This window comes from Thiobacillus denitrificans, assembly GCF_001530125.1.
Lineage (GTDB): Bacteria > Pseudomonadota > Gammaproteobacteria > Burkholderiales > Thiobacillaceae > Thiobacillus > Thiobacillus denitrificans_C.
This window is the reverse complement of the sequence record NZ_LDUG01000017.1, coordinates 27,188-49,363: the sequence shown is the minus strand read 5'-3', so window position 1 is coordinate 49,363 and position 22,176 is coordinate 27,188. Positions and strand designations below refer to the sequence as shown.

The following is a 22,176-nucleotide window of genomic DNA, read 5'->3' as shown; positions in this document are numbered from 1 at the left end:
GGCTCAGAACGGCATTTTCATCCCCGGCGGAATCGGCAGGCCGGCGGTGACGCTGCCCATCTTTTCCTGCACCGTGGATTCGACCTTGCGCACCGCATCGTTCACCGCCGCGGCCACCAGGCCCTCCAGCATTTCGCGGTCGTCCGTCATCAGGCTGGGGTCGATGGTGATGCGGCGCACGTCGTACTTGCAGGTCATCACCACCTTGACCATGCCGGCGCCGCTCTGCCCCTCGATTTCGATATCGGCCAGCTTGGCCTGCATCTTGGCCATATTTTCCTGTACCTGCTGGACCTGCTTCATCATGTTGCCAATGCCGCCCTTCATCATGGGTTTTCTCCTAATGGTTGTATGGAAGTGGCGTCGAGCTGGCCGCCTAACTGGTCGACCAACTCGCGCACGAATGGATCCGATTCGATGGCGACCACGGCCTCGGCCTGCCGCGCTTGCTTGATGCGGGTGCGCACCTGCTGCGGCGTCTTGTCCGCCGCGGCGCCGATCTCGATCGTCACGACGAGCGTTGCCCCGTACTTGTCGCGCAGTGCCGCGATCAGCTTGTCCTGATAGGCGAGGTCGAGCAGATGCTTGTGCGCTTCGCCCACGCGCAGCGTCACGGCGTCGCCCGCCTGCGACACCAGCTCGCAATGGTCGGCGAGCATTTTGGCCATGCCGCCGAGGCGCAGCTCGCCGACGACGGTGAGCCAGTCCCAGGCCGCATGCGGCGTGGATTCGCGGGCCACCAGTTCTGCGGCGGGGGGCGCGGCTGGCTCGGGGGCCACCAGTTCCGCATCCGGCGCAGCGGCCGGGACCGGGACCGGGACCGGGACCGGGACAGGGGGCACGACGGCCACGGGCGCGGCGGCAGGCAGGGCCGGCTCGGCACGCCTGGCGGGCGCCGTCAGCGCCGACTCCGCCCTCAAGGACCTCGATCCACTACGTGCTGAAGCCCCGCGAAGCGGGATGGAACCAGGCGCACTGTTCTGCGAACCCGGCACGAAAGCCAGCATGCGCAGCAGCGTCATGCAGAAGCCGGAAAACTCGTCCGGCGCATACGGCAGATCACGGCGGCCGTTCAGCGCGATCTGGTAGTACAGCTGCACGGTTTCGACATCCAGCTGTTCGGCGGCCGCCTGCATGCGCTCGGCGTCGGCGCTGGCTTCAATCGCCCGAGGCGCGTGCAGCAGCAAGGCCAGTTGGGTGAGCAGGCTGCCCAGGTCCTGCAACGCGGCGTCGAAGGCGATGCCGCGCTCGGCAAGCGTGCGCGCCTGTTCCAGCAGATCATCGCCGTTGCGGGCCGCCAGCGCGTCGAGCAGATCGAACAGATAGTCGCGCCGCACTGTGCCGAGCATGGTCTCGACAGCGGCCGCCTCGATGCGGCCGCTGCCATAGGCGATGGCCTGGTCGGTCAGCGACAGCGCATCGCGCATGCTGCCGGCGGCGGCGCGCGCCAGCAGGTTCAGCGCGGCCGGTTCGGCGTCGACGTTTTCCTGCGCCAGCACCTCGCCCAGATGCTGCGCCACCAGCGCGGGCGGCATCGGCTTCAGGTTGAACTGCAGGCAGCGCGAGAGCACCGTCACCGGAATCTTCTGCGGATCGGTAGTGGCGAGGATGAATTTCACATGGGCGGGCGGCTCTTCCAGCGTCTTCAGCATGGAGTTGAACGCCGGCTTCGACAGCATGTGCACTTCGTCGATGATGTAGACCTTGTAGCGTCCCACCGTCGGCGCGTACTGCGCGTTGTCGAGCACCTCGCGCATGTTGTCGACGCCGGTGTTCGACGCTGCGTCGAGTTCGAGCAGGTCGACGAAGCGCCCGGCATCGATCTGGGTGCAGGCGGAGCACACGCCGCAGGGCGTGCTGGTCACGCCGGTTTCGCAGTTGAGGCATTTGGCGAGAATGCGCGCCAGCGTGGTCTTGCCCACCCCGCGCGTGCCGGTCAGCAGATAGGCGTGATGCAACCGCCCCTGGGTCAGCGCGTTGGAGAGCGCCTGCACCACATGTTCCTGCCCCTTGAGGTCGGCAAACACGCGCGGTCGCCACTTGCGCGCCAGCGCAAGAGCGGGGGATGCAGCGTCGCCGAGGAGATCAGTCATGTTTGTGGGGCTAGGGGTCAGGGGTCAGGATTCAGGGGTCAAGGGAAAGCCATTTCGCTAACGGTTCGCACGGGCAAGTCCGTCACACCCTGATCCCTGAATCCTGACCCCTGAATCCTGGAAAAGTGGCGAGCCTTACCCCGGCACTGGCATCAGTCGCTGTGGCTGCTTCCTTCCGGATCTGACCCGATTCACGACTTAGCCATGCGGGGAGACCCGCCGCGTGCATTTTAACCCGGATGTTTCATAAATTCGCGTCCACAAGCGCGCTTATTCCTCGTCCGCCGGCACGGCCAGGCGGCGTTTTTTTACCGCGCCGGCCAGCACATGCAGCAGAGGAATGGTGTCGTCCCAGCCGATGCAGGCGTCGGTGATCGACTTGCCGTATTCCAGCGGCTGGCCGGGAACCAGGTCCTGGCGCCCTGGGCTGAGATGGCTTTCGATCATCGCGCCGATGATGCGGGCGTCGCCGCCCGCCACCTGTGCGGCGACGTCGGCACCCACGTCGAGCTGGCGCTGGTACTGCTTGCTCGAATTGGCGTGCGAGAAGTCGATCATCAGCTGCTGGCGCAGCCCGGCCGCGGCCAGCTCGCCGCAGGCCTGGTTGATGCTCGCCGCATCGTAGTTGGGCGCCTTGCCGCCGCGCAGGATGACGTGGGCGTCCTCGTTGCCGGAGGTGCTGAACACGCCGACATGTCCCGACTTGGTGATCGAGATGAAATGGTGGCGCGCCGCCGCCGCCTTGATCGCCTCGACCGCGATTCTGAGGCTGCCGTCGGTGCCGTTCTTGAACCCCACCGGGCACGACAGCCCCGAGGCCAGCTGGCGGTGCGACGGTGACTCGGTCGTCCGCGCGCCGATGGCGCCCCAGCCCACCAGGTCGGCGATGTATTGCGGCGAGATCAGGTCGAGGAATTCGGTCGCGCAGGGCAGGCCGATTTCGTTGATTTCCAGCAGCAGTTTGCGCGCCAGGCGCAGCCCCTCGTTGATGTCGAAGCTCTCGTCCAGATGCGGGTCGTTGATCAGCCCCTTCCAGCCCACGGTGGTGCGCGGCTTCTCGAAATACACCCGCATCACGATGATGAGCTCGTGCGCCAGCTCGTCTGCCAGCGGCTTCAGCTTCTTCGCGTAATCGAGCGCGGCGGCCGGATCGTGGATGGAGCACGGGCCGACGATGAGGAACATGCGGTCGTCCGCCCCGCGCAGCACGTCGTGTATGGCGCTGCGCGCGTGCGCGACATGCGCCAGTACGGTTTCGTTGGCGCGCAGCTCGCGCATGATCTGCATCGGGGCGAGCAGTTCGCCGCTTTGCTCGATGCGGGTGTCGTCGGTTCGGGTGGCAGGCATTTTCAGGCTCCGTATGGTTTGCTTTGATCCGCTGCGGCTTAAACAAAAAAACCGCCAGCGGGCTGGCGGTTTCGTTAAGGCGTTGCTGCTCGTCTCAGCGCCTCCCGACCGCCTGCGGCGTGGGATAAAAGCGGCAAAAAAAGAACATTTCGGCACGAATCATGCGTAGCAGTCTACCAAAACCGGGCGGAGCACGCCAAGTGCTTTTACACCGGCGGGATTTACGCCGTGCACAGACACCGCAGCCGCGTCGTTTACTGCATAAGCGGGACAAATCAATAAAAGGAAGCAGTGTGGAAATGATGGCGAAGGCGACAGACAATCAGCACCCCGATCAGGAAATGCGGCGCGACAAGCGCTTCCAGGTCTCGCAGGCGGCCATCATCACGCAGCCGGGGCATACCGAAATTGCCTGCGAAATCCGCGATTTCTGTTTCGGCGGGCTGTTTCTCAAATTCACCAACCCGGAAGCGGCGATCGCCGCGCTGGCCAAGCGCGCCGACGCCGAGGTGGAAATCGTTTTCACCCCGGTGTCGATCAACGCCACCCAGACCTTCCGCGTGCCCGCGCAGCTCAAGCGCCTGAGCCCGCTCGGGGTCGGCGTCGTATTCATCCGCCAGCCAATCGACGCCTTGCGGGCGCTGCAAAAACTGCGCATGGCCGAACACCGTCAAAAACTGGCCGCCCTGCCCACCGCCAGGGCGCACCCGCATCTGCGCGAAGCCAGCACCACGCTGTTGAATGAAACCCTGCTCCAGGCGCACGACCAGGTGATGCGCATGCTGAACGACAAGCTGAGTGCGGCCGCCCAGCACGCTTCCGGCATTGCCGAACACAGCGGACTGCTGAGTGCCATGCACGAATTCGGCCAGCACGCGGCAACCGTGCAAACCCGCTTTGCGCAGCAGGTGCTGGATGCACTGAAGCAGGCACGGCCGGTGCAAACCCAGGCCACCCGCGACACCCTGGACGGCGGACTGGCGCTGGTCGACGAACTGGATTTCGAGGACTGGCTCGCCACCGCGTCCGAGGTGAACAAACTGGACGAGCAATTCCGCGAGCAGCTCGCCGACATCGAGCCGCGCATCGGCCAGTTGTTCGGCTTCGCCTGCGACCACCGCAACAACCCGTTCGGCCCCGCCGTCATCAGCCACGCCTACCGCAGCGCATTGCAGGATGTACCGGTGCTGGGACGCGCGCGCCAGGTGGCTTATGCCACGCTGCGCGACGTGTTGTCCGACCAGCTCGCCCCCTTGTATGCCGAGCTGCTCGCGCTGCTGCCCGTCTCGCAGGCCGAGGCCGAACGCCAGCAACCCAGCGTGACAGCGCAGCCGCAGCACGCCGCGCCCGTTGCGGCTGCGCCGGCGCAGGTTGAAGCGGCTGCGCCGCAGGGCGCCCTCGGCCGCCTGACCGGCTCGCTGCTGGACTTTTTCCGAGGCCAGCCGGCCTCGGCGCCGATGGGCGCAACGTCCGCCCGCGCCGCATCCGGCAACACCCTGCCGGGCCATGCCCCCCAGGGTGCAACAGCAGGGGCTGGTGGCCAAGGCATGATGACGGGCGCGCCCGGCGTGGCACACTCGCCGGTGCTGCAGCGCCTGGCCGCCGCCGGCGCGCTGCCGCCCACCGTCACCCAGGACATGCAGCGCTCGGTCGACCTGTTCGGCGCGCTGTTCGACACCATGCACGCCGAGAAATCGGTCAGCGAGGGGATGCGGCCGTTCTTCCAGCAACTCGAAACCAGCCTCATCAAGCTGGCGATGGCCGACCCGCAGTTCCTGAGTTCGCCCGCCCACCCGGCGCACAAGGTGCTGAACACGCTCGACCGCATCAGCATGGTGGCGGGCGACGACGGCAAGATCACCGATGCGCGCCTGCTGCGGCTGATGAGCCGCTGGACCGACCGCATCAATGCCGAAGCCGACAAGAATCCGGGCGTGTTCGAAGAAGCGCGCACCCAGCTCGAACGCGTGGTCAAGCCGCTGTTGAACGAGCGCGCCGCACGCGTGTCTCGCCTGCAGGAAATGTGCGAAGGCCGCCAGGGCGCGGAAGTCGCCAAGCAGCGCATCCTGCGCGAACTGCTGGCGCGGATGGACGAGCGTGCGGTGCCCAATGCCGTGATCGAACTGTTGAACGGCGGCTGGCGCAATGTGCTGCTGATGGCCGAGCTGCGCCACGGTGCCGACAGCGACGAAGCGCGCGCGGCCTGGCAGGTGCTGCAGCAGCTATGCACGTGGCTGGAGCCGGAGCACGACGAGCCGCCCAGCGCCGCCGAAATCCAGACCCTGCTGCAGCGCATCGACCAGGCGCTCACCCGGGTATGCGCCGACAAATTCGCGCAGGACCGCATCGTCGACCAGCTCGCCACGGCGCTGTTCGACGAAGACAAATCGCAACACCAGCACACCTCGATCGCCGCCCGCCTTAACGACGCCGCCAGCGAACCCCTCTCAGAGGCGCAGGACGACCTGGCGGAGCGCCTGCGCGTCGGCGACTGGCTGCAGTTCAAGTCGCCCGACACCCCGCTCAACCTGATCTGGATCGGCGACCAGCCGCCGGTGTACGTGTTCGCCAACTACCGCGGCATCAAGAAGCTCGACCTCAAGCGCGCCGACCTGCTGCAGTCGCTGGAAGATGGCACAGCGCAATGGACCGAAGACCTGGAGCTGCCGCTGATGGATCGTTCCTACAGCGCAATGATCCAGAAAATGCAGCGCGACCTGCTGTGGCAGGCCTCGCACGACCCCGCCACCGGACTGGCCAACCGCAAGAGCTTCTTCCGCGCCATCCGCCGCAACTGGCTGCGTAGCCCGGCAACGGACGGCGGCTACGCCATCGGCGTGATCCAGCTCGACATCAGCAACCCCGCAGGCGACACGGCAGGCGTCGAAATCCGCCCCCCCATCCTGCGCGAATTCGCCCGGCTGCTGCCCGCGCAGCTGCCGCCCAACGCGCTGCTGGCGCGCGCCGGCGAATCCGGCCTTGCATTCTGGGTCGAAGCGGCCGACAGTGCTGCCGCCCAGGCACAGGCCGATGCGCTGCTGCAAGCCATCGCCGCCCATCCGCAGGAAATCAACGGCACCCGCTACCGCGTGCAGGCGGCCGCCGGCCTGATGTGGGCAAGCGATTGCCTCAGCCCGGAGGCCTATTACGACAACGCCAACGCCGCCTGCGCCCGCGCGCGCGAATCCGGCATCCCCGTCGTGCAATACGGTGGCGAAGGCGACGCCAGCGGCGTGCTGGCACTGGCGCAATGGGCGCACGAGCTAACCGCCATCCTCGCCAACAATCAGCTCAGTCTCAATTGCCAGCCGGTGGTCGCCGCGTCCGACGCTGCGCACACCCCGCTGTATTACGAAGTGCTGCTGCACCCGACCGCCCACGCCGGGCGCGGCATTGCCACGCGGGACCTGATCGGCATCGCCGAGCGCCTGCAACGCGTCGCCGAAATCGACCGCTGGGTGGTCCGCCACGTCCTGCAGTGGATGCGCGGCCATGTCGATCTGGTCACCCGGCTCGGCGGTTTCTCGATCAAGCTGTCGGGCCAGTCGGTCACCAACCCGCTGTTCCTGAAACTCCTGCTGGGCGAGCTCGCGCGCGGCGACATCCCCGGCGACAAGCTCATATTCGAGATCAGCGAAGCCGACGCCGTCGAAGGCCACGCCCAGACGCAGCTGTTCATGCGCCAGCTGCAGCGCCACGGCTGCCGCTTCACCCTCGACGAGTTCGGCATCGGCACCAGCTCCTACACCCGCCTGAAGAGCATGAAGCTGGATTACCTGAAAATCGACCACGCGCTGGTGCGCGAGATCGGCACCAGCATGATCGACGAGGCGCTGGTGCGGTCGATTCTGGAGACCGGAAGTTTCCTTGGAATCAAGACAGTGGCGGGGTGTGTCGAGGATGCCGAGACCCAGGCTAAGCTCAGCGAAATGGGCGTAGACTGCGTTCAGGGCTATCTCATCGGGGAACCGCAGCCGTTGGCGCGTTTGGGATGAGGCGGTTTGGCCATTCCCCGCGTAAATCGTCTCTATGTTCGCCAGCGCACTGAACTGTGCGTGGCATTCGCCTACGATTGGGTTTCAGCCTCGACCCCGAGCCCGCTGCAATCAGGTCCGGCGCCTGGTCGCATCGGCGAACCAGCAGGTGCGCAGCCCGGCGACGTCGACAGGCGTCAAATCATGGATTTTTGTCCATAATGAAGTTCCAACATAGAAGGGTGGGCGTCATGAAAACAGTAGCCGGCAAGCGCACTGCATTACTCAGCGTTTCATTGATTCTGTCCGCCTGCGGCGGAGGCGGGGGCGGTAGCGCACCCACGCCCGCCCCCACACCCATCGCCACTACGGCATTCACAAAATGGAGCGCTGTGCAGCCCGGCGTGAACTACAAGGCCGATGGCCTAGGCCAGGAAGTCACGGGAACGGCGTCTGGCGGGCAGTTTATTGCAATCACACCTTCGGGCGTGGCGGACGGTTACAGCGCCTATTTGACGTTCGATTCGGCTCTCGAGTTAAGCCGGTTGGCCCTGACGACCCCCGCCCCCACCCTGGTGGTCCTCGATAAAGCCGATGGCGCCACCTTCACTAACTTGACGTTGACCCCGGGAGCATCTCCTCAATTCGTGGGTGCCAGGAATTCAACCAGCGTGGCGGTCACGGCCAAACCCATTGACCTTGGCTGGGAATACCAGACTTTCGGCGTTTGGGAAACCGGTCTGGGTACAACCAGCAGGACCTTTGGCGCCATGAGCGTGGGGAACACCGCCGGGACGGCCATTCCGGACAGTGGCACAGCCACCTTTACCGGCTATACCACCGGCAGCTACGTCAACACGGCTGGCGCGGGCACGACCGTCTTTGCAGACCTGACGGTAATCGCCGATTTTGGCACGGCCCGGTCTTTGACCTTCAAGACGAACAACACCCAAACCTCATCAGACTGGGTTGTTTTTACCTCGAAACCCGACCTGAATCTGAACGGCGCCCTGACCATTGCTGCAGGCACAAACAGCTTTACTGGATCGGTAAACTCTGTCGGCGGACTGGCGGGCAATTCAACCGGCCAGTTCTATGGCCCGAATGCCGAGGAACTGGGCGGCGTGTTCCTCCTGCAAGGGAGCGGCGTCGAGACCTATGCGGGTGCATACGGCGCCAAACAGACACCCTGACATGCGGCGATTCAGTGCGGTGCTGGCCTGCGTTGCGGCGCTGCTGACTTGCCCCGTGCTGGCCGAGGAAGCGCCGGCCGGCATGCAGCCCGACCAGGGCGCCACCTATCAGGCACGCTTTCTCCTCGGCGTCGAAGCCTTGCATGCGGGCAATCCGATGCGAGCGGTGGCGATTTTCGAGCCGCTGCTTGCCGAGACCGGCAGCCCGCGGGTCAAGCTGGAACTCGCCCGCGCGCTGTACCTGTTGCAGGATTACGAGCGTTCCGAACAGTTGTTTCGTGAAGTGCTGGCGCGCCCGGAACTGCCCTGGCGGGTGGCCGAGAACATCCGCGTCTACCTCGACGAGATCGACATGGCTACGGGCTACGTCAAGTTTTCCGTCGGCGTGGTCAGCGACTCGAATCCGCGCAACTTCACCAACAGCCGCGAAGTGATGATCGGCGGCCAGTCGCTGACCGTGGTGCCGCCCGAGGACAACCGCCATGTCACCGGCGTCAGGCTGTCGGTGCGCGGCTATCGGCCGCTGGACGAAAAACACCGGACCACGGCCTTCTTCACCGCCTCCTATTCCGATTTTCCGGGTGGAACGTTCGACCGGCTGAACGGCGACTTTGGTCTGGCGCGGGCGGTACCGGGCCTGCCATGGCTCAAGGCCAAGGCAGGCTTCGAAGGGGCCCGGCTGGATGGGCGCACCCTCTACCGTTTTCCCTACGTGGGCGCGCTGGCCGCCATGGCGCCGTCGGACGGCTACCGCCTGCTGGGCGAGTTGAAGGTCGGCAGGCTGCAGGTGCTGCAGATGCCGCACCTGGATTCCGACAACCTGTTCCTGGTCGGCAAGCTGGCCTACCCGCCGGCACTCGGTCTGGCCTTCAGCAACGAGGCCACGCTGGAACGGGCAAAAGCCGGCGAAGCAGCTTATTCCTACCGCGGCGGCAGCCTCGGCGGCTCGGTGGTCTGGCCGTCCGACACCTGGGATACGCGATTCACGCTGTATGGCGCTGCCGGCGTTCGCAAGTACGATGGGATCGATCCGTTTTTTGGAGACCGGCGCCAGGACACGCGTTTCACGGTAAGCCTGGACCTGCTGCGGCCTTCGCTGCGCATCCGAGGCTATCGACCGCAGATCGGCGTGGTCTATGAAAGAACCGACTCGACGCTGGACTTCTTCAGCTTCAGCAAGCTGGGACTGCGCTTCCAGCTCGAAAGCTGACCGCAGAGAGACGCGTTAATCCTCAACGTCAGCTGCCGGGATGCGGGCCAAGCCTGCGGAGTGGAATGAATTGGGTGCGGGGTATTTGATTGGGGCGCCGAAGCCGCTCGATCGTCTGGCCTGTCATTGCGAGCGCAGCGAAGCAAACCAGTTGAACTGAGCGCGAAGCACGACTGAGGGTCGTTGGCCGGGGGTAGCCCGGCAGCTAGTCACTTTTCTTGTCTCGCCAAGAAAAGTAACCAAAAGAAGGCGACCCCAACATCCCCGAATTCCCGAGAATCGAGCCTGCCGGACGGGCGGCGAAGAACTCGCCCCGCCCTGCTGTTTTAAATTGGTTTTTTGTGGGCGGGACTCAAACACCTTCGCCACTGATCCGCCCGGCAGGCTCGATTCTCGGCGGGGCTGTAAGGGGAGAAAGCAAAACCAGGACAGCGATGACTGCACGGCCTGAATCCGCGTAGGTTGGGCTGCAAAGCCCAACAGCTTTAGTGATCACCAGTCTATGCAGAAGGTTTGCATTTGGGCTTCATTTCATTCAGCCCAACCTACGCGCCAGTTGCCTTTGTCGTAAATCTTTTCAAGCCGGGGACGTTCCCGAATGCCCGAACCTTCGGCGATGGTTTCGACCACCGTGATTGCGCCGGCGATCTCAAACATGGCCGGCTAAAACCTTACGCCGTCCCGCCCACCGTCAAGCCGTCAATCCGCAGCGTCGGCTGCCCCACGCCGACTGGCACGCTCTGGCCTTCCTTGCCGCACGTCCCCACACCTGAATCCATTTCCATGTCGTTGCCGATCATGGAGACGCGGGTCAGCACTTCGGGGCCGTTGCCGATGAGGGTGGCGCCTTTCACCGGATAGGTGATCTTGCCGTCTTCAATCATGTAGGCCTCGGCGGCGGAGAAGACGAATTTGCCGCTGGTGATGTCGACCTGACCACCGCCGAAATTGACGGCGTAGAGGCCGTTCTTCACCGAGGCGATGATTTCGTGGGGGTCCTTGTCGCCGTTCAGCATGAGTGTGTTGGTCATGCGCGGCATGGTCAGATGCGCGAAGGATTCGCGCCGTGCGTTGCCGGTGATCGGCATGCCCATCAGGCGCGCGTTCATCATGTCCTGCATGTAGCCGGTGAGGATGCCGTCTTCGATCAGCACGGTGCGCTGGGTGGGGTTGCCTTCGTCGTCGACGTTGAGCGAACCGCGGCGCAACGGGATGGTGCCGTCGTCGATCACCGTCACGCCGGGGGCTGCCACACGTTCGCCGATGCGGCCGGCAAATGCCGAGCTGCCCTTGCGGTTGAAGTCGCCTTCGAGGCCGTGGCCGATCGCTTCGTGCAGCAGGATGCCGGGCCAGCCGGCGCCGAGGACGACGGTCATGGTGCCGGCGGGCGCGGGGCGCGCGTCGAGGTTGACCATGGCCTGGTGCACCGCCTGGCGCGCATAGATTTCCAGGATGTCGTCGGTGAAATAGCTGTAGTCGAAACGACCGCCGCCGCCGCCGGAACCCTGTTCGCGACGACCGTCCTGCTCGGCGATGACCTGCAGCGACAGGCGCACCAGCGGGCGCACGTCGGCGGCCAGGTGGCCGTCGGAACGGGCGATGAAGATCACTTCATATTCGGAGGCCAGACTCGCCATCACCTGGGTCACGCGCGGGTCCATGGCGCGCGCCTTTTTCTCCAGCCGTTCCAGCAGCGCGACCTTGTCGGCGTCCTGCAAACTCGCGAGCGGGTCGACCGCGTGGTACAGCTGGCGGCCTTCGCCGCGCTGCACCACACCGAAGCTGCGGTTCTGCCCGGCGCGCGCGATCGCGCGGGTGGCATCGGCGGCGGCGCCCAGGGCGTCGAGGCTGATGTCATCGGAATAGGCAAACGCGGTTTTCTCGCCCGAGATCGCACGCACGCCGACGCCCTGGTCGATGTTGAAGCTGCCGGATTTGACCTGGCCTTCTTCCAGGCTCCAGCCTTCGGAGCGCGAATACTGGAAATACAGGTCGGCGTAGTCGACGTCATGCGCCATCAAGCGGGAAAAGACCGGCGCGAGCTTGTCGGCGTCAAGGCCGTTTGGCGTCAGCAGTGTGGCTTCGGCGGAATGAAACAGCTGTTCGGCGGTTTGAATGGGTACGAAGGCGTCGGTGGGGTTCATGGCGAGGTCCTGAATGATTTTGGCACTGCGTTATTTGGCGGCGGGCTCGCGCTTGGCCGGCACCCGGCGCTCGACCACTTCGACCGCAATCTGCTGGCACTGGATGAAGCGGTGCTGGCGCGCGGGCAGGCTCTTCCTGAGGCTGGCCTGGTAGGCCGGGTTGATGTTGGCGATGACCACGCCGGAACCGCGCGGCAGGCGGTCGAGCACCACGCCCCAGGGGTCGACGATCATGCTGTCGCCGTGGGTTTCGCGGCCCGACAGATGGTAGCCGCCCTGCGCCGGGGCGATCACATAGGCGAGGTTTTCGATCGCACGCGCGCGAATCAGGGTTTCGAAATGCGCGCGCCCGGTGGTGGCGGTGAACGCCGACGGCACCACGATGATGTCGACGTCGGGCATGGCGCGGTACAACTCGGGGAAACGCAGGTCATAGCAGATCGACAGGCCGATGCGGCCGAACGGGCTGTTGATGATCACGACCTTGTCGCCCGGCTCGATCAGCCGGGCTTCCTGATAGCGCTCGTTGCCGAGGTCGAGCCCGAACAAATGGATCTTGTCGTAGCGCGCCACCAGCTTGCCGCGCTCGTCGTACACCAGGCAGCTGTTGCGCACCTTGTTCGCCACGCTGGCCTCCAGCGGCACCGAGCCGCCGACCAGCCAGATGTGGTGTTTCTTCGCCATGCGCGACAAAAACGTCTGGATCGGACCGTGGCCTTCGGCCTCGCGCGCCTTCACCACGTCGGCGTCTTTCAGCCCCATGATGCAGAAAAATTCCGGCAGCACGATCAGGCGTGCGCCCCCATCGACCGCCAGCTCGATAAGCCGTTCGGCTTCGGCCAGGTTGGCCGGCACGTTGGGGCCGGATGCCATCTGGATCGCCGCCACGCGCACGGTGCCCGCCTGCAGTGCGGGTTTCTTGACTTGCGCGCCCTTGGAGCGTGCCACGGTCGTTTTTACGGGTTTTTTTGTCGTCATGTAACAGATTCCACGATCACGGTTCAGATACCGAGGTTTCAGATTGGGTCAGTTTCTTGACATCGGGTTCCTGCCACGCCCCGGTCACCATGTATTCCTGGCTAATGGCTTCCTCGAACGGGTCACGCAGCAGTTTTTGCGCGGCCAGCGCACCAATCCCGGCCAATGGGCCGCCGATCAAGGCACCGGCCACGGCCAAGCCTTCGGACAATTTCGGGATCACTTTCACCCGCAGCTGCACGGATTCCTGATTGAGGTCGGCAAGCCCGGACATGTTGACCTTGGCGGCCGGCCCGCGCATCCGGAAGTCATCGCTGTAGACCACGCCGCGCGCAATGCGCAGGGTGGCGCCGATATCGTCGAAGGCATAGCCTTGATTGAAGATATCACGGAAATCGAAGTTCAACCGGCGCGGCAGCGATTGCAGGCTCAACACGCCGAGCAGCTTGCCGGCACCGGGGTTGATCTTGAGAAACTGCCCGCCGCGGGCCTTGAAGTCGAGCTTCCCGGCCAGCGTGTCGAACGCGAAATCGGCGGGCGTGCCGATCCAGGTGGCGTTGCCCTGGACCTCCGCAGTGCCGCGTTTGAGCGCGTCGGGATAACCAAAACGGCTCAGAAACTTGCCCGCATCCAGCACGTTCAGATTCAGCTCGGCGCGGGTTTCGCTCTGCGCGCCGTCGTGCCAGAGGCCACTCATGCGGAACACGCTATCGGGATGCGTGAGCAGCAGGCTGTCGATCACCATCCCCTGCGGCGAGCCGCGCGTCGTCATTTCCAGGCGTCCCAGCGATCGTTCCTCCAGACGAAAGTCCTCCACCGTCAGATCCAGCGCCGGGAAATCCACGGCCTTCATGTTGATGCCGTCCGCCGTGCCGACGGCGGGTGCCGGGGGCGGAATGGTCAGCTGCCTGAACTGTGCCGATACGCGAGCGGGCAGCTCCCTAAAGGACTCCGATCCACTACGGGCTGAAGCCCCTGTGGAATCGTATGCCCCGGCCGGGCGATAGGTCAGCACGCCGTTCAGTTCGTGCCCGGTCACCTGGGTGCGCAACAGGCCGTTGCGGCTGCGTCCCTGCAGGCGCACATCCCGATAGCGACGTCCCATCAGGTCAAGTGCGTCAAAACCGATATCCATGGATGAAAGCGGCAGGGTCGCCCGGCCTTTGCCCTTGGGCAGCGCCGCCGCCCAGCCCGAAATATCCAGGCCGCGTCCGCTGCCGGCCAGGCGCAGGCCGGGCTCATCCGGCATTTCCGCATCCCCGCCAAAGCGGATTTCGCCGCGGTCGAAGCCGTCTGTCGCGTTGCTGCGCCACACTGCGCTGACGGTTTGGCCCAGCCGCACGTCATGCAGCAGGCCATCGCCCTGCGGCTGGCGGATCACCCGCAGCGGCAGCGGCTGCGCGGCGGCCTTCGCCAGCGGCGCGGGCAGGCTGGACGTCAGCCCGACGAGATCAGATTCCACACGAATGCGTTCGCCCGCCGGCTGCAGGTCAATCTGGCCGCGCCATGCGGCCTCCCCCGACACGCGCTTGCCCCATTCCCCGCCGAGCCAGGGCGTCATGCCCGCGGCGGTGGCGCGCCCCTGCGCCAGAATCTGCACCTGGCCATCGCGGGTGACGGTGTCGATGCGCAAGGGGCCGCCAAGAAACTGCGCTGTCATGTTCTTCGCAGTCAGGCTGTCGTGCGTGAACTCAATGTCGCCGCGCACCTGGTCGAGCCGTGGCAGGCCGGGCGGAAGCAGGGTATCGCCCAGAAACGACAGCCGGCCGGTCAGCGTAGTGTCGTGGCTGTGGCGCAGCGGCACCTGCAGCTGCAGGGCGAGTGTCATCGGGCCGCTGCCGTCCACGTCACGGGTGAAACCGCGCAGCCGCTCGCCGACTGGGCTGACATTGGCAAAGCGGATGAAATCCTGGATGGGGCCGTTGGCCTCGCCGTCGATATGCAGCTGCTCTTCGTGATGGATCAGGTCCGGAATGACGGCCTTGACCGGCCCCAGCGCCACCCCGTAAATCCGCGCCTGGCTGGAGGTCACCTCCATCGTCTTGCCCTGGAACAGCACGCGCCCCTGGATGCCCTCGATGCGCGGCCAGCCCGGCACGTAGTCGATTACGGCATCCCTGGCCTGCACATCAACGCGAAATACGCCGTTGCCCTGCTCGAACGGGAACTGCGTCAGATCGCCCTTGAGGTCCAGCCGCACATTGTCGGAGTGCCCGGCCACGACGGCCCGCCTCACCCAGTTGACCGTGTCATCGCCGATTTTTTTCGGGAAGTAGCGGTACACCGCGGTGCCCTCGGCACGGTTCAGATGCGCGCTCAGGTCAATGACGCCGGGCTGGCCGGCGATCAGCTCGTAGTGGCCCTTGGCCGTACCTGCCATGTCCTGATTGGCGAATGCCATGTCGGCCAGCGTCAGGCGGCGTCCACGCGGCGTTTTTTTCCAACTGCCGCGCGCCTGCACGCTGTCGAAGCCGAAAGACGGCTCGCGGAACAGGCCGGGCAGACTGAGCCCCAGTTGTTTCGAATCGATCTCGAACACGCCTGCGCGCGCGTCCCCTTCAATGCGCCCGGAGAGGTTGGCCAGACCGGGCTGATTGCCGGCCGCCGTCACGCCCAGGCCGCTGAAGCGGGCTGCAATATTGAAGTTATCCAGCCCCGGCTGCGCGCCGCGCCAGCGGAACCGCAATACATCGAAGCGCCCTTGCGGTTGCAGGGTATGCAGGCGCGCACGCAAGGCCGCATCCATCGGCAGGCTCGGCAATATCGATTGCCAACCGCTCAGGTTGAGCGCCTGTGCCGTGAATTCACGCGACGTGGCGTTCCAGGCCAGGCCCGCATTGAACGGTGCGCCCAGGGCTGCACCCGGCCGCGCCACACGCAGGTTTTCAAACGCCACGCGCTGACCGTCAGGGTCGCGCTGCCACATGGCCTGGCCTTGTACCTGCGCCAGTTTCAGCGCAGGCAGGCCATCACCCAGGACAGTTTCAATCGCGCGCAGATCCAGGCCCGCGACCACCCCGGCCAGCGCACCGCGCGCCACCTCGAGCCGCATGTTCAGCGTGCCCTGGCCCTGCCGGGGCTGATACGGCAGGGCCAGCCAGGCGCCCAGTTGCGAAAAGGACAGCTGCGCCATGCTTGCGTCGATGCTGCCGTTCCAGGTCTTGAGGTCGTCCGCATCGCGTGCGCTCAGTTTCGCGTCGATCGTCAGCGGCTGGGCCAGGCTGGCCGGCGGAACGGCATGCAATTGCAGGCGATGGGTGCGGCGCGCATTGGTCAGGGTGAAATCGACCGCGGTCAGAATCAGCGGCGGCGCATTGCGCACCTCGTCCTGCCAGGTGAGCGTGGCGTTGCCGACATGCACCCGCCCCTGCCGCAGCAGCCAGCTGGAAAACCGGCTGTCGGGGTCGGCCGGATTGATCGGAATGCTGCCGACGTAAAAATGTCCGTCGCGCGCGCGCCGCACCCCGAGTGTCAGCCCCTGCAACTCGATGCGGTTGAAACGCGGCTCCAGAAACAGCAGCGAACGCCAGGCAAACGCGGCCTTGAGTTCGGGCAGGTAAAGTGCCGGACGACTCTGTGGGTCGTACAGGCGCACCCCCTGCAGGCGGAATTCGGGACGCGCCTGCTGCCACACCCCCGACACTGCCTCCAGCGTCACCTGCTGGCCCAGCGCGCGCGACATCAGGCTGGCCACCGTGTCGCGGTGATCGGCGATATTCGGCAACACCCAGAAAAACATCAGCGCCGCGGCGGTTGCTAAGCCCAGCACGGCAAGCGCAGCTAGGGCTGCCAGCCAGCGCGCGGCGCGGCGCGGGAACACAGAAAGCGCTGAAGAAACAGTCATGAAAGAGGGCTCGCGGATGCCACGATTCTATGCGCTTGCCCGCGCCTTGCGGCGGAATCCGGCAGGAAATTGATGCGCCTCATTCGTCGGTGAAGCGGTGAATCAGGCGCCGGTCGCGCTTGGTGGGGCGGCCCTTGATCGCGGCGGCCGGGCTGGCGGCCAGCTCGCGTTCGCTCACTTGCTGCTGGCGGCGCGCGTGGCTGGCGGCGTCTTCTTCATACAGCGCTTGCGCCACCGGCGCCGGACCGCGCTGCATCGACAGCGCACGCACCGTGATGGTCCAGTCGGAATCGCCGACATGAAGATTCAGCCGGTCGCCCGGCCTGACCTCGCGCGCCGGCTTGACGCGCTCGCCGGCGAGATTCACGCGGCCCTGCTCGATGGCCTGGGTGGCCAGGCTGCGTGTCTTGAAAAAGCGCGCCGCCCACAGCCACTTGTCGAGCCGCATTTTATCGAGCAGGGTTTTATTAGGCTCTTTCATCGTTATTTGTTGGTGTTGGCCAGCGCTGTGGGCGGGGCGCCCTCGCCCCGAATTACGCACCGTCGCAACCTCCACGGCATCGGCCCGGGGGCGGACCTCCTACAACAGCACGCCCCTGTAGGAGCGGCTGAAGCCGCTCCTACAGGGGCGCCTGCGGGATGCCGAAGGGTAGGGGCTTCATCAGAGGAGGCAAGACATGACTTCAACAACCAACAGTGACATAGCCTTTTATTAGGCATGGCTCTCTCAGTCGGCATCGAGCACCTCCGCCAACACACCGGGCTGCGACAGCGCCCGCGTCCACCATTCCAACGCCCGCCCCGCTTCGCCGCTGCGCCAAGCCAGGTGCAGGGTTTCATGTGGATTGCCGCCGGCCCACTCGCACGCCGCCAACCGACCGGCGGCCACTTCGCGGTCGGCCAGCCAGCGCGGCAACGACCCCACCCCCAGTCCGGCCTGCTGGGCGGCGAGCTTGCTCGGCAAATCGGCCACCGTCAGGCGCGGCTGCTGCTGCAGCCAGCCCGCACTGCGCAGCGGCAGGTTGCGCGCCGTGTCGGCGATTACCACCGCGCGGTGGGCCGCGATGTCGGTCTGGCTGAGTGGCTTTTTTGCGCGCGCCAGCGGATGCTGCGGCGCCACGCAGAACACGAATTCGATGCGGCCCAGCGCGCGGGTGCGGATGCCGCCGCCGGCAGGCGCGTCGCCGCCGGCGATCACCAGGTCGGCGCGGCCGGCGGCGAGCGCGTCCCAACCGCCCGCCAGCACTTCGTGGCGCAGCTTGACCTCGGTGGCCTGGTCCAACTGATAAAACGCGTCGAGCAGCGGCAACAGCAGCGCAACCGGCAAGATGCCCTCGACCGCGATCGTAAAACTCGTCTCCCAGCCGCCCGCAACCTGACGGGTTTTGTGCACCAGCGCGTTGGCCGCGGCCAGCAGCGCACGGCCTTCCTCCAGCAACACGCGGCCGGCCGGGGTGAAACGCGCGCGGTGGCCGGAGCGGTCGAACAACAGCACATCGAGGCCGGCCTCGATATGCTGCACCGCGTAGGTCAGGCTCGACGGCGCACGCGCCAGTTCTTCGGCGGCACGGGCAAACGAACCCTTGCGTTCGATGGCGTCAAGAATGGTCAGCGCGTCCAGGGTGAGCGGCATGTTCTGAAAAATTGAACGAGTTGGTCGAATTGTGCCGGTTTTACTCGACAGAAGCCACGTTTATATTGACTACAACGACTGAACATGCAACCCAAAGGAGACCCCCATGCTTATCGTGCGCAAATCAGCCGAACGCGGCCACGCCCACCATGGCTGGCTAGACAGCTTCCACAGCTTTTCGTTCGCCAGCTACCACGACCCCGCCTGGTTGGGGTTCGGCCCGCTGCGTGTGATCAACGAAGACCGCATCTCACCTGGCGGCGGCTTCCCCACCCACAGCCACCAGGACATGGAAATCGTCACCTGGGTGCTCGCAGGCGCGCTCGAACACCAGGACTCGCTCGGCAACGGCGGCGTGATCCGCCCCGGCGAGGTGCAGCGCATGCGCGCCGGGCACGGCATCGCCCACAGCGAGTTCAACGCGTCGGCGACCGAACCGGTGCATTTGCTGCAAATCTGGATCGAGCCGGATGCGTATGGGCTGGAGCCGGGCTATGAACAAATTGCCTTTGCTCCCGACAGCCTGCAGGGCCGGCTGCAGTTGATCGCCTCGCGCGACGGCCGCGACGGCTCGGTGACGATCCACCAGGACGCCGCGATCCACGCCGGGCGACTGGCGGCCGGCGACCGCGCCACCCTGACGCTCGCGCCGGGGCGACGCGCCTGGCTGCAGGTGGCGACCGGCCGGGTCAAGGTGCAGAGATTGCCGCTGGACGCCGGAGATGCCGTGGCGGTCCGCTTCGAATCCGCCGTCGACATCGAGGCACTGGAAGCCAGCGAAGTAATCTGCTTTGATCTCCCCTGATCCCCCATGAAACCGGCTGGTCTTCCGCCCCGCGGACGGAAGACCGATACAATCCCCCCCCTTTTTGACACAAGGACACGCCATGCCCAAGATTCTCGCTTTTCCCGGCAGCATTCGCCGCGATGCCTGGAACCGCAAGCTGATCCAGGTGGCCGTTGACGCCACCCGCGCCGCGGGCGGCGACGTCACCCTGATCGACCTGGCGGATTATCCGCTGCCGCTCTACAACGGCGACCTCGAAGACCGCGACGGCCTGCCCGACAACGCGCTGCGCCTGAAAGCGCTGTTCAAGGATCACGACGCCCTGCTGATCGCCAGCCCGGAATACAACAGCTCGATTCCGCCGCTGCTGAAGAACACGCTCGACTGGGTGTCGCGCGAATGGCAGGGCGAATCGGGGCTGATGCCGTATCAGAACAAGGTCGCCGCCCTCATGGCGGCCTCACCGGGCCAGTTCGGCGGCATGCGCATGCTGCCGCACCTGCGGCAGATCCTGAACACGCTCGGCGTACTGGTGCTGCCCGGCCAGTTCTCGTTGCCCGGCGCCGACAAGGCATTTGACGAGGAAAGCGGCGCGTTGAAATCGCCGGCGCGGCTGCATGATCTGGTGCTGGAACTGGTGAACACCACCGCCGCCCTAAAGCGGGCATAACGGAATGCGCCGGTCAGGCCGCCCGGACTGCATGGGCAGGCTGGCCTCCGCGAAGCATTCCAGAAAGCCACCCTTGCCGGAGTCCCGGAAACCCGCATAGACAACCATTTCCGAGCCATCGGTCATCCCGTCTCTCCGCAGGCTTAGCGGAAGAAGAACCCAAAACATTTTGTCGGTGAACAGCACTTGCAGCACAACAACAACAAGATCGACGCCGCACTGCTCGGCAAAATCATGCTCGCCCGTTTTCTGGCGTTGCCGCTACGGGCTTTCGACCGCCTCGTGATCCAGGCGGAGTCATCCACCGGGTTTAACGCGCTACGCCCCTGGGTCACCGTGGGCCGACTGGAAGGCGCACGGGTGGCGCATGATGCGGCCGACATCCCCCAAACCAAAGCATCCCTGATCCTGGGAGAAGTTCACGAGGCGAGCCAGGACCTGGTGTTCCTTTACCACCGCGACAGCTATGCGCGTGAGTACCGGTTCGATGATGAAGAGGGGATGAACCGCCTGATGGCACGTGAAGAAACCCCCGGAGATTTCGCAGGGACGTTGCGCAGGCTGCGCCTCATCAATACCCGGAACCGGCTCACCCATGCGCTGGTACAGGCGGTGCTGGCAGCGCAGGCAGCGTATCTGCGTTCCGGGCAGGCCCTGTCGCTCCTGCCCTTGACCCAGGCGGAGATTTCCACCCGCCTGCGGTCGGAATCGAATCTTTCCGTGGTAGCGGATCCGGGCCGGATCTCCCGGCTGGTGCGTGGATTGTCGATTGCGCTGGCAAACGGGAAAGCGGCGCCGTTAAACACCCTGTTCCCGAAGCCGCGGCAAGTTCATTGCCATTTCGTGGATTACCTGATAAAAATAGAAAAAACATGGATGTCAGAAGGGTTATTGCAGGGGCCGCTGACGGACGAGGCCGTCGCTGCCATCCTTAAGCGGGAACATGGCATCCGCTTGTCGCGGCGCACAGTGGCAAACATCCGGCATGATCTGGCGATTCCCGATTACAGGCGCCGCAGCCAGCGCACGGATTACCTGGCCGCTACCGAGGGGTTTTCCGTCCTGGTGCCGCTGACCGCTCAGGCGCTGCGCACCGCGGTTCCGGCCCATTCCGGCGTGTATGAAATCCGGACGGCTTTCACTTTCCGCCCCGGTGAAGAAAAGGACTGGCCGGGGAAAAGTATGCCGGTCGTGCCGCACGGCGTGGTCTACATCGGATCGGCCGGTGATTTGCGCAAGCGCCTCAGCGATCACCTGCGAGGCAGCAGCGATAATGCGCTGCTGTATCGCCACGTGGCCGACGGCGCCGCGCGGGTGCGGTTTCGCCTGATCAGTGCAGACTGGCGCGTGGTGGAGCGGGAGTTGTACCGGGTATTTTGTGAGACCTTCGGCGTGTCCCCGCCATGTAACCGCATGAGTCCTTAAAGGAAGTGCGCAACCCGCCGATATATCATGCACACCAATCCGGTACACGACCCGAACCGATTTCGGGCACAAAAAATGAACAAGAACAACCCTAAGGTTCAGTGGCGTGATATGGAAGAAATCTTGCGCAAGCAAGCAAGCCGGCAGTTTCATCTCCCTTTCCTGGTTTACGGCGAGGTCCGGGAGCATGAAGCCTCTGGATGAGACCGTCGAGGCCGTGGTGCGGGCGCTTGGACTGGACGATGCCGCCGTCGTCCGGCGCAAGGCCTTTCTGGAATTCACCGATGACGACGTTGCGCGGTTGCGAACGCTGCACGAAGCCCTGCGGACCCTGGCGCCGGATTTTGCCAATGCCTTTTACACCCATCTCCTGGCCTTCGAGGAAACACGGGCGCTGTTGCCCGACGCGCAAACGCTGGAACGTTTGAAGCGCACCCAGGCGGCGTACTTCGACAGCCTGACCGCGGGGGACTACGGCCCCGAGTATATCCACCACCGCCTGCGAGTCGGCGTAGTCCACCAGCGCGTCGGCCTGGCGCCGGAATGGTATCTGGGCGCCTACAGCAAGTACCTGTCGGGGTTGCTTCCCGAACTCTGGCAGCGGCTCGGAAAAGACCCCGAGGCGTTTGTCGCCACCTGCCAGGCGCTGATCAAGATCGTTCTGCTGGACATGGGACTCGCCATCGACACCTATATCCAGGCCGACCGGCAAACCATCCTGGCGCTGAAGGAGTATGCCAACATCGTATTCACCAGCATTCCCGACGGACTGTTGGTGCTCTCGCCCAATCTCACCGTTTTGTCCGCCAATCGGGTTTTCCTGGAACGGTTCGAACTCACCGGGAAGGCCGTGCACGGCCGCTACCTGATGGAGGTGC

The 22,176-nt window shown here is 65.0% G+C and carries 16 protein-coding genes and 1 other RNA gene; 7 read left to right on the top strand and 10 right to left on the bottom strand.

Annotation, left to right across the window (positions count from 1 at the left end; translation table 11 throughout):
• Nucleotides 1–3: 3 nt before the first annotated feature.
• The 4 genes from ABW22_RS04890 to ABW22_RS04875 form a co-directional block, all read right to left on the bottom strand.
• A complete protein-coding gene (locus tag ABW22_RS04890; protein WP_059752564.1) occupies nt 4–330 on the bottom strand; it encodes a YbaB/EbfC family nucleoid-associated protein in 327 nt (108 codons plus the stop codon).
• The gene (dnaX, locus tag ABW22_RS04885; protein ID WP_059752561.1) at nt 327–2,093 is read right to left on the bottom strand and encodes a DNA polymerase III subunit gamma/tau; all 1,767 of its coding nucleotides are present in this window, start codon (nt 2,091–2,093) and stop codon (nt 327–329) included. Before dnaX ends, ABW22_RS04890 begins: the two co-directional genes overlap by 4 nt.
• A gap of 124 nt (nt 2,094–2,217) precedes the next feature.
• Nucleotides 2,218–2,314: signal recognition particle sRNA small type (gene ffs, locus ABW22_RS04880), an RNA gene on the bottom strand.
• A gap of 49 nt (nt 2,315–2,363) precedes the next feature.
• Entirely contained in the window at nt 2,364–3,440 is a 1,077-nt protein-coding gene (locus ABW22_RS04875) for a 3-deoxy-7-phosphoheptulonate synthase (protein ID WP_059752559.1), read from the bottom strand.
• A 299-nt stretch (nt 3,441–3,739) separates the two neighbouring features.
• On the opposite strand from ABW22_RS04875, the gene ABW22_RS04870 reads away from it, so the two are divergent.
• The 3 genes from ABW22_RS04870 (at nt 3,740) to ABW22_RS04860 (ending at nt 9,817) form a co-directional block, all read left to right on the top strand.
• Nucleotides 3,740–7,435: a DUF1631 family protein gene (locus ABW22_RS04870; protein ID WP_059752556.1), complete on the top strand. Its 3,696-nt coding sequence runs from the start codon at nt 3,740–3,742 to the stop codon at nt 7,433–7,435.
• Nucleotides 7,436–7,665: 230 nt separating this feature from the next.
• A complete protein-coding gene (locus tag ABW22_RS04865; RefSeq protein ID WP_157648550.1) occupies nt 7,666–8,607 on the top strand; it encodes a transferrin-binding protein-like solute binding protein in 942 nt (313 codons plus the stop codon).
• Between the two features lies 1 nt (nt 8,608).
• Complete coding sequence (locus tag ABW22_RS04860; RefSeq protein WP_059752550.1) at nt 8,609–9,817, top strand: porin family protein; 1,209 nt, start codon at nt 8,609–8,611, stop codon at nt 9,815–9,817.
• Nucleotides 9,818–10,348: 531 nt separating this feature from the next.
• Here the strand turns inward: ABW22_RS04860 and ABW22_RS18250 are convergent.
• The 6 genes from ABW22_RS18250 to ABW22_RS04835 form a co-directional block, all read right to left on the bottom strand.
• Nucleotides 10,349–10,474 (bottom strand): hypothetical protein, encoded by a 126-nt coding sequence (locus ABW22_RS18250; protein WP_269083896.1) that lies wholly within the window; start codon nt 10,472–10,474, stop codon nt 10,349–10,351.
• A gap of 14 nt (nt 10,475–10,488) precedes the next feature.
• Nucleotides 10,489–11,961 (bottom strand): metalloprotease TldD, encoded by a 1,473-nt coding sequence (gene tldD / locus ABW22_RS04855; RefSeq protein ID WP_059752547.1) that lies wholly within the window; start codon nt 11,959–11,961, stop codon nt 10,489–10,491.
• Nucleotides 11,962–11,991: 30 nt separating this feature from the next.
• The gene (locus ABW22_RS04850) at nt 11,992–12,939 is read right to left on the bottom strand and encodes a carbon-nitrogen hydrolase family protein (RefSeq protein WP_059752545.1); all 948 of its coding nucleotides are present in this window, start codon (nt 12,937–12,939) and stop codon (nt 11,992–11,994) included.
• A gap of 16 nt (nt 12,940–12,955) precedes the next feature.
• The gene (locus tag ABW22_RS04845; RefSeq protein ID WP_059752542.1) at nt 12,956–16,783 is read right to left on the bottom strand and encodes a YhdP family protein; all 3,828 of its coding nucleotides are present in this window, start codon (nt 16,781–16,783) and stop codon (nt 12,956–12,958) included.
• Nucleotides 16,784–16,862: 79 nt separating this feature from the next.
• A complete protein-coding gene (locus tag ABW22_RS04840; protein ID WP_059752538.1) occupies nt 16,863–17,264 on the bottom strand; it encodes an RNA-binding S4 domain-containing protein in 402 nt (133 codons plus the stop codon).
• Between the two features lie 246 nt (nt 17,265–17,510).
• Nucleotides 17,511–18,416, bottom strand: a complete 906-nt coding sequence (locus ABW22_RS04835; protein ID WP_059752536.1) for a LysR substrate-binding domain-containing protein — start codon at nt 18,414–18,416, stop codon at nt 17,511–17,513.
• 106 nt (nt 18,417–18,522) lie between these two features.
• Here ABW22_RS04835 and ABW22_RS04830 point away from each other — a divergent pair, with 106 nt between their 5' ends.
• From ABW22_RS04830 to ABW22_RS17600, 4 genes are all read left to right on the top strand, one after another.
• Nucleotides 18,523–19,221: a pirin family protein gene (locus ABW22_RS04830; protein ID WP_059752533.1), complete on the top strand. Its 699-nt coding sequence runs from the start codon at nt 18,523–18,525 to the stop codon at nt 19,219–19,221.
• An 82-nt stretch (nt 19,222–19,303) separates the two neighbouring features.
• Nucleotides 19,304–19,873 carry an NADPH-dependent FMN reductase gene (locus ABW22_RS04825; RefSeq protein WP_059752529.1) on the top strand — a complete coding sequence of 190 codons (570 nt, stop codon included), beginning with the start codon at nt 19,304–19,306 and terminating at the stop codon, nt 19,871–19,873.
• A 186-nt stretch (nt 19,874–20,059) separates the two neighbouring features.
• Complete coding sequence (locus ABW22_RS04815; protein ID WP_059752523.1) at nt 20,060–21,298, top strand: GIY-YIG nuclease family protein; 1,239 nt, start codon at nt 20,060–20,062, stop codon at nt 21,296–21,298.
• 187 nt (nt 21,299–21,485) lie between these two features.
• A partial coding sequence (locus ABW22_RS17600) for a protoglobin domain-containing protein (protein WP_237763230.1) occupies nt 21,486–22,176 on the top strand: 691 nt, incomplete at its 3' end.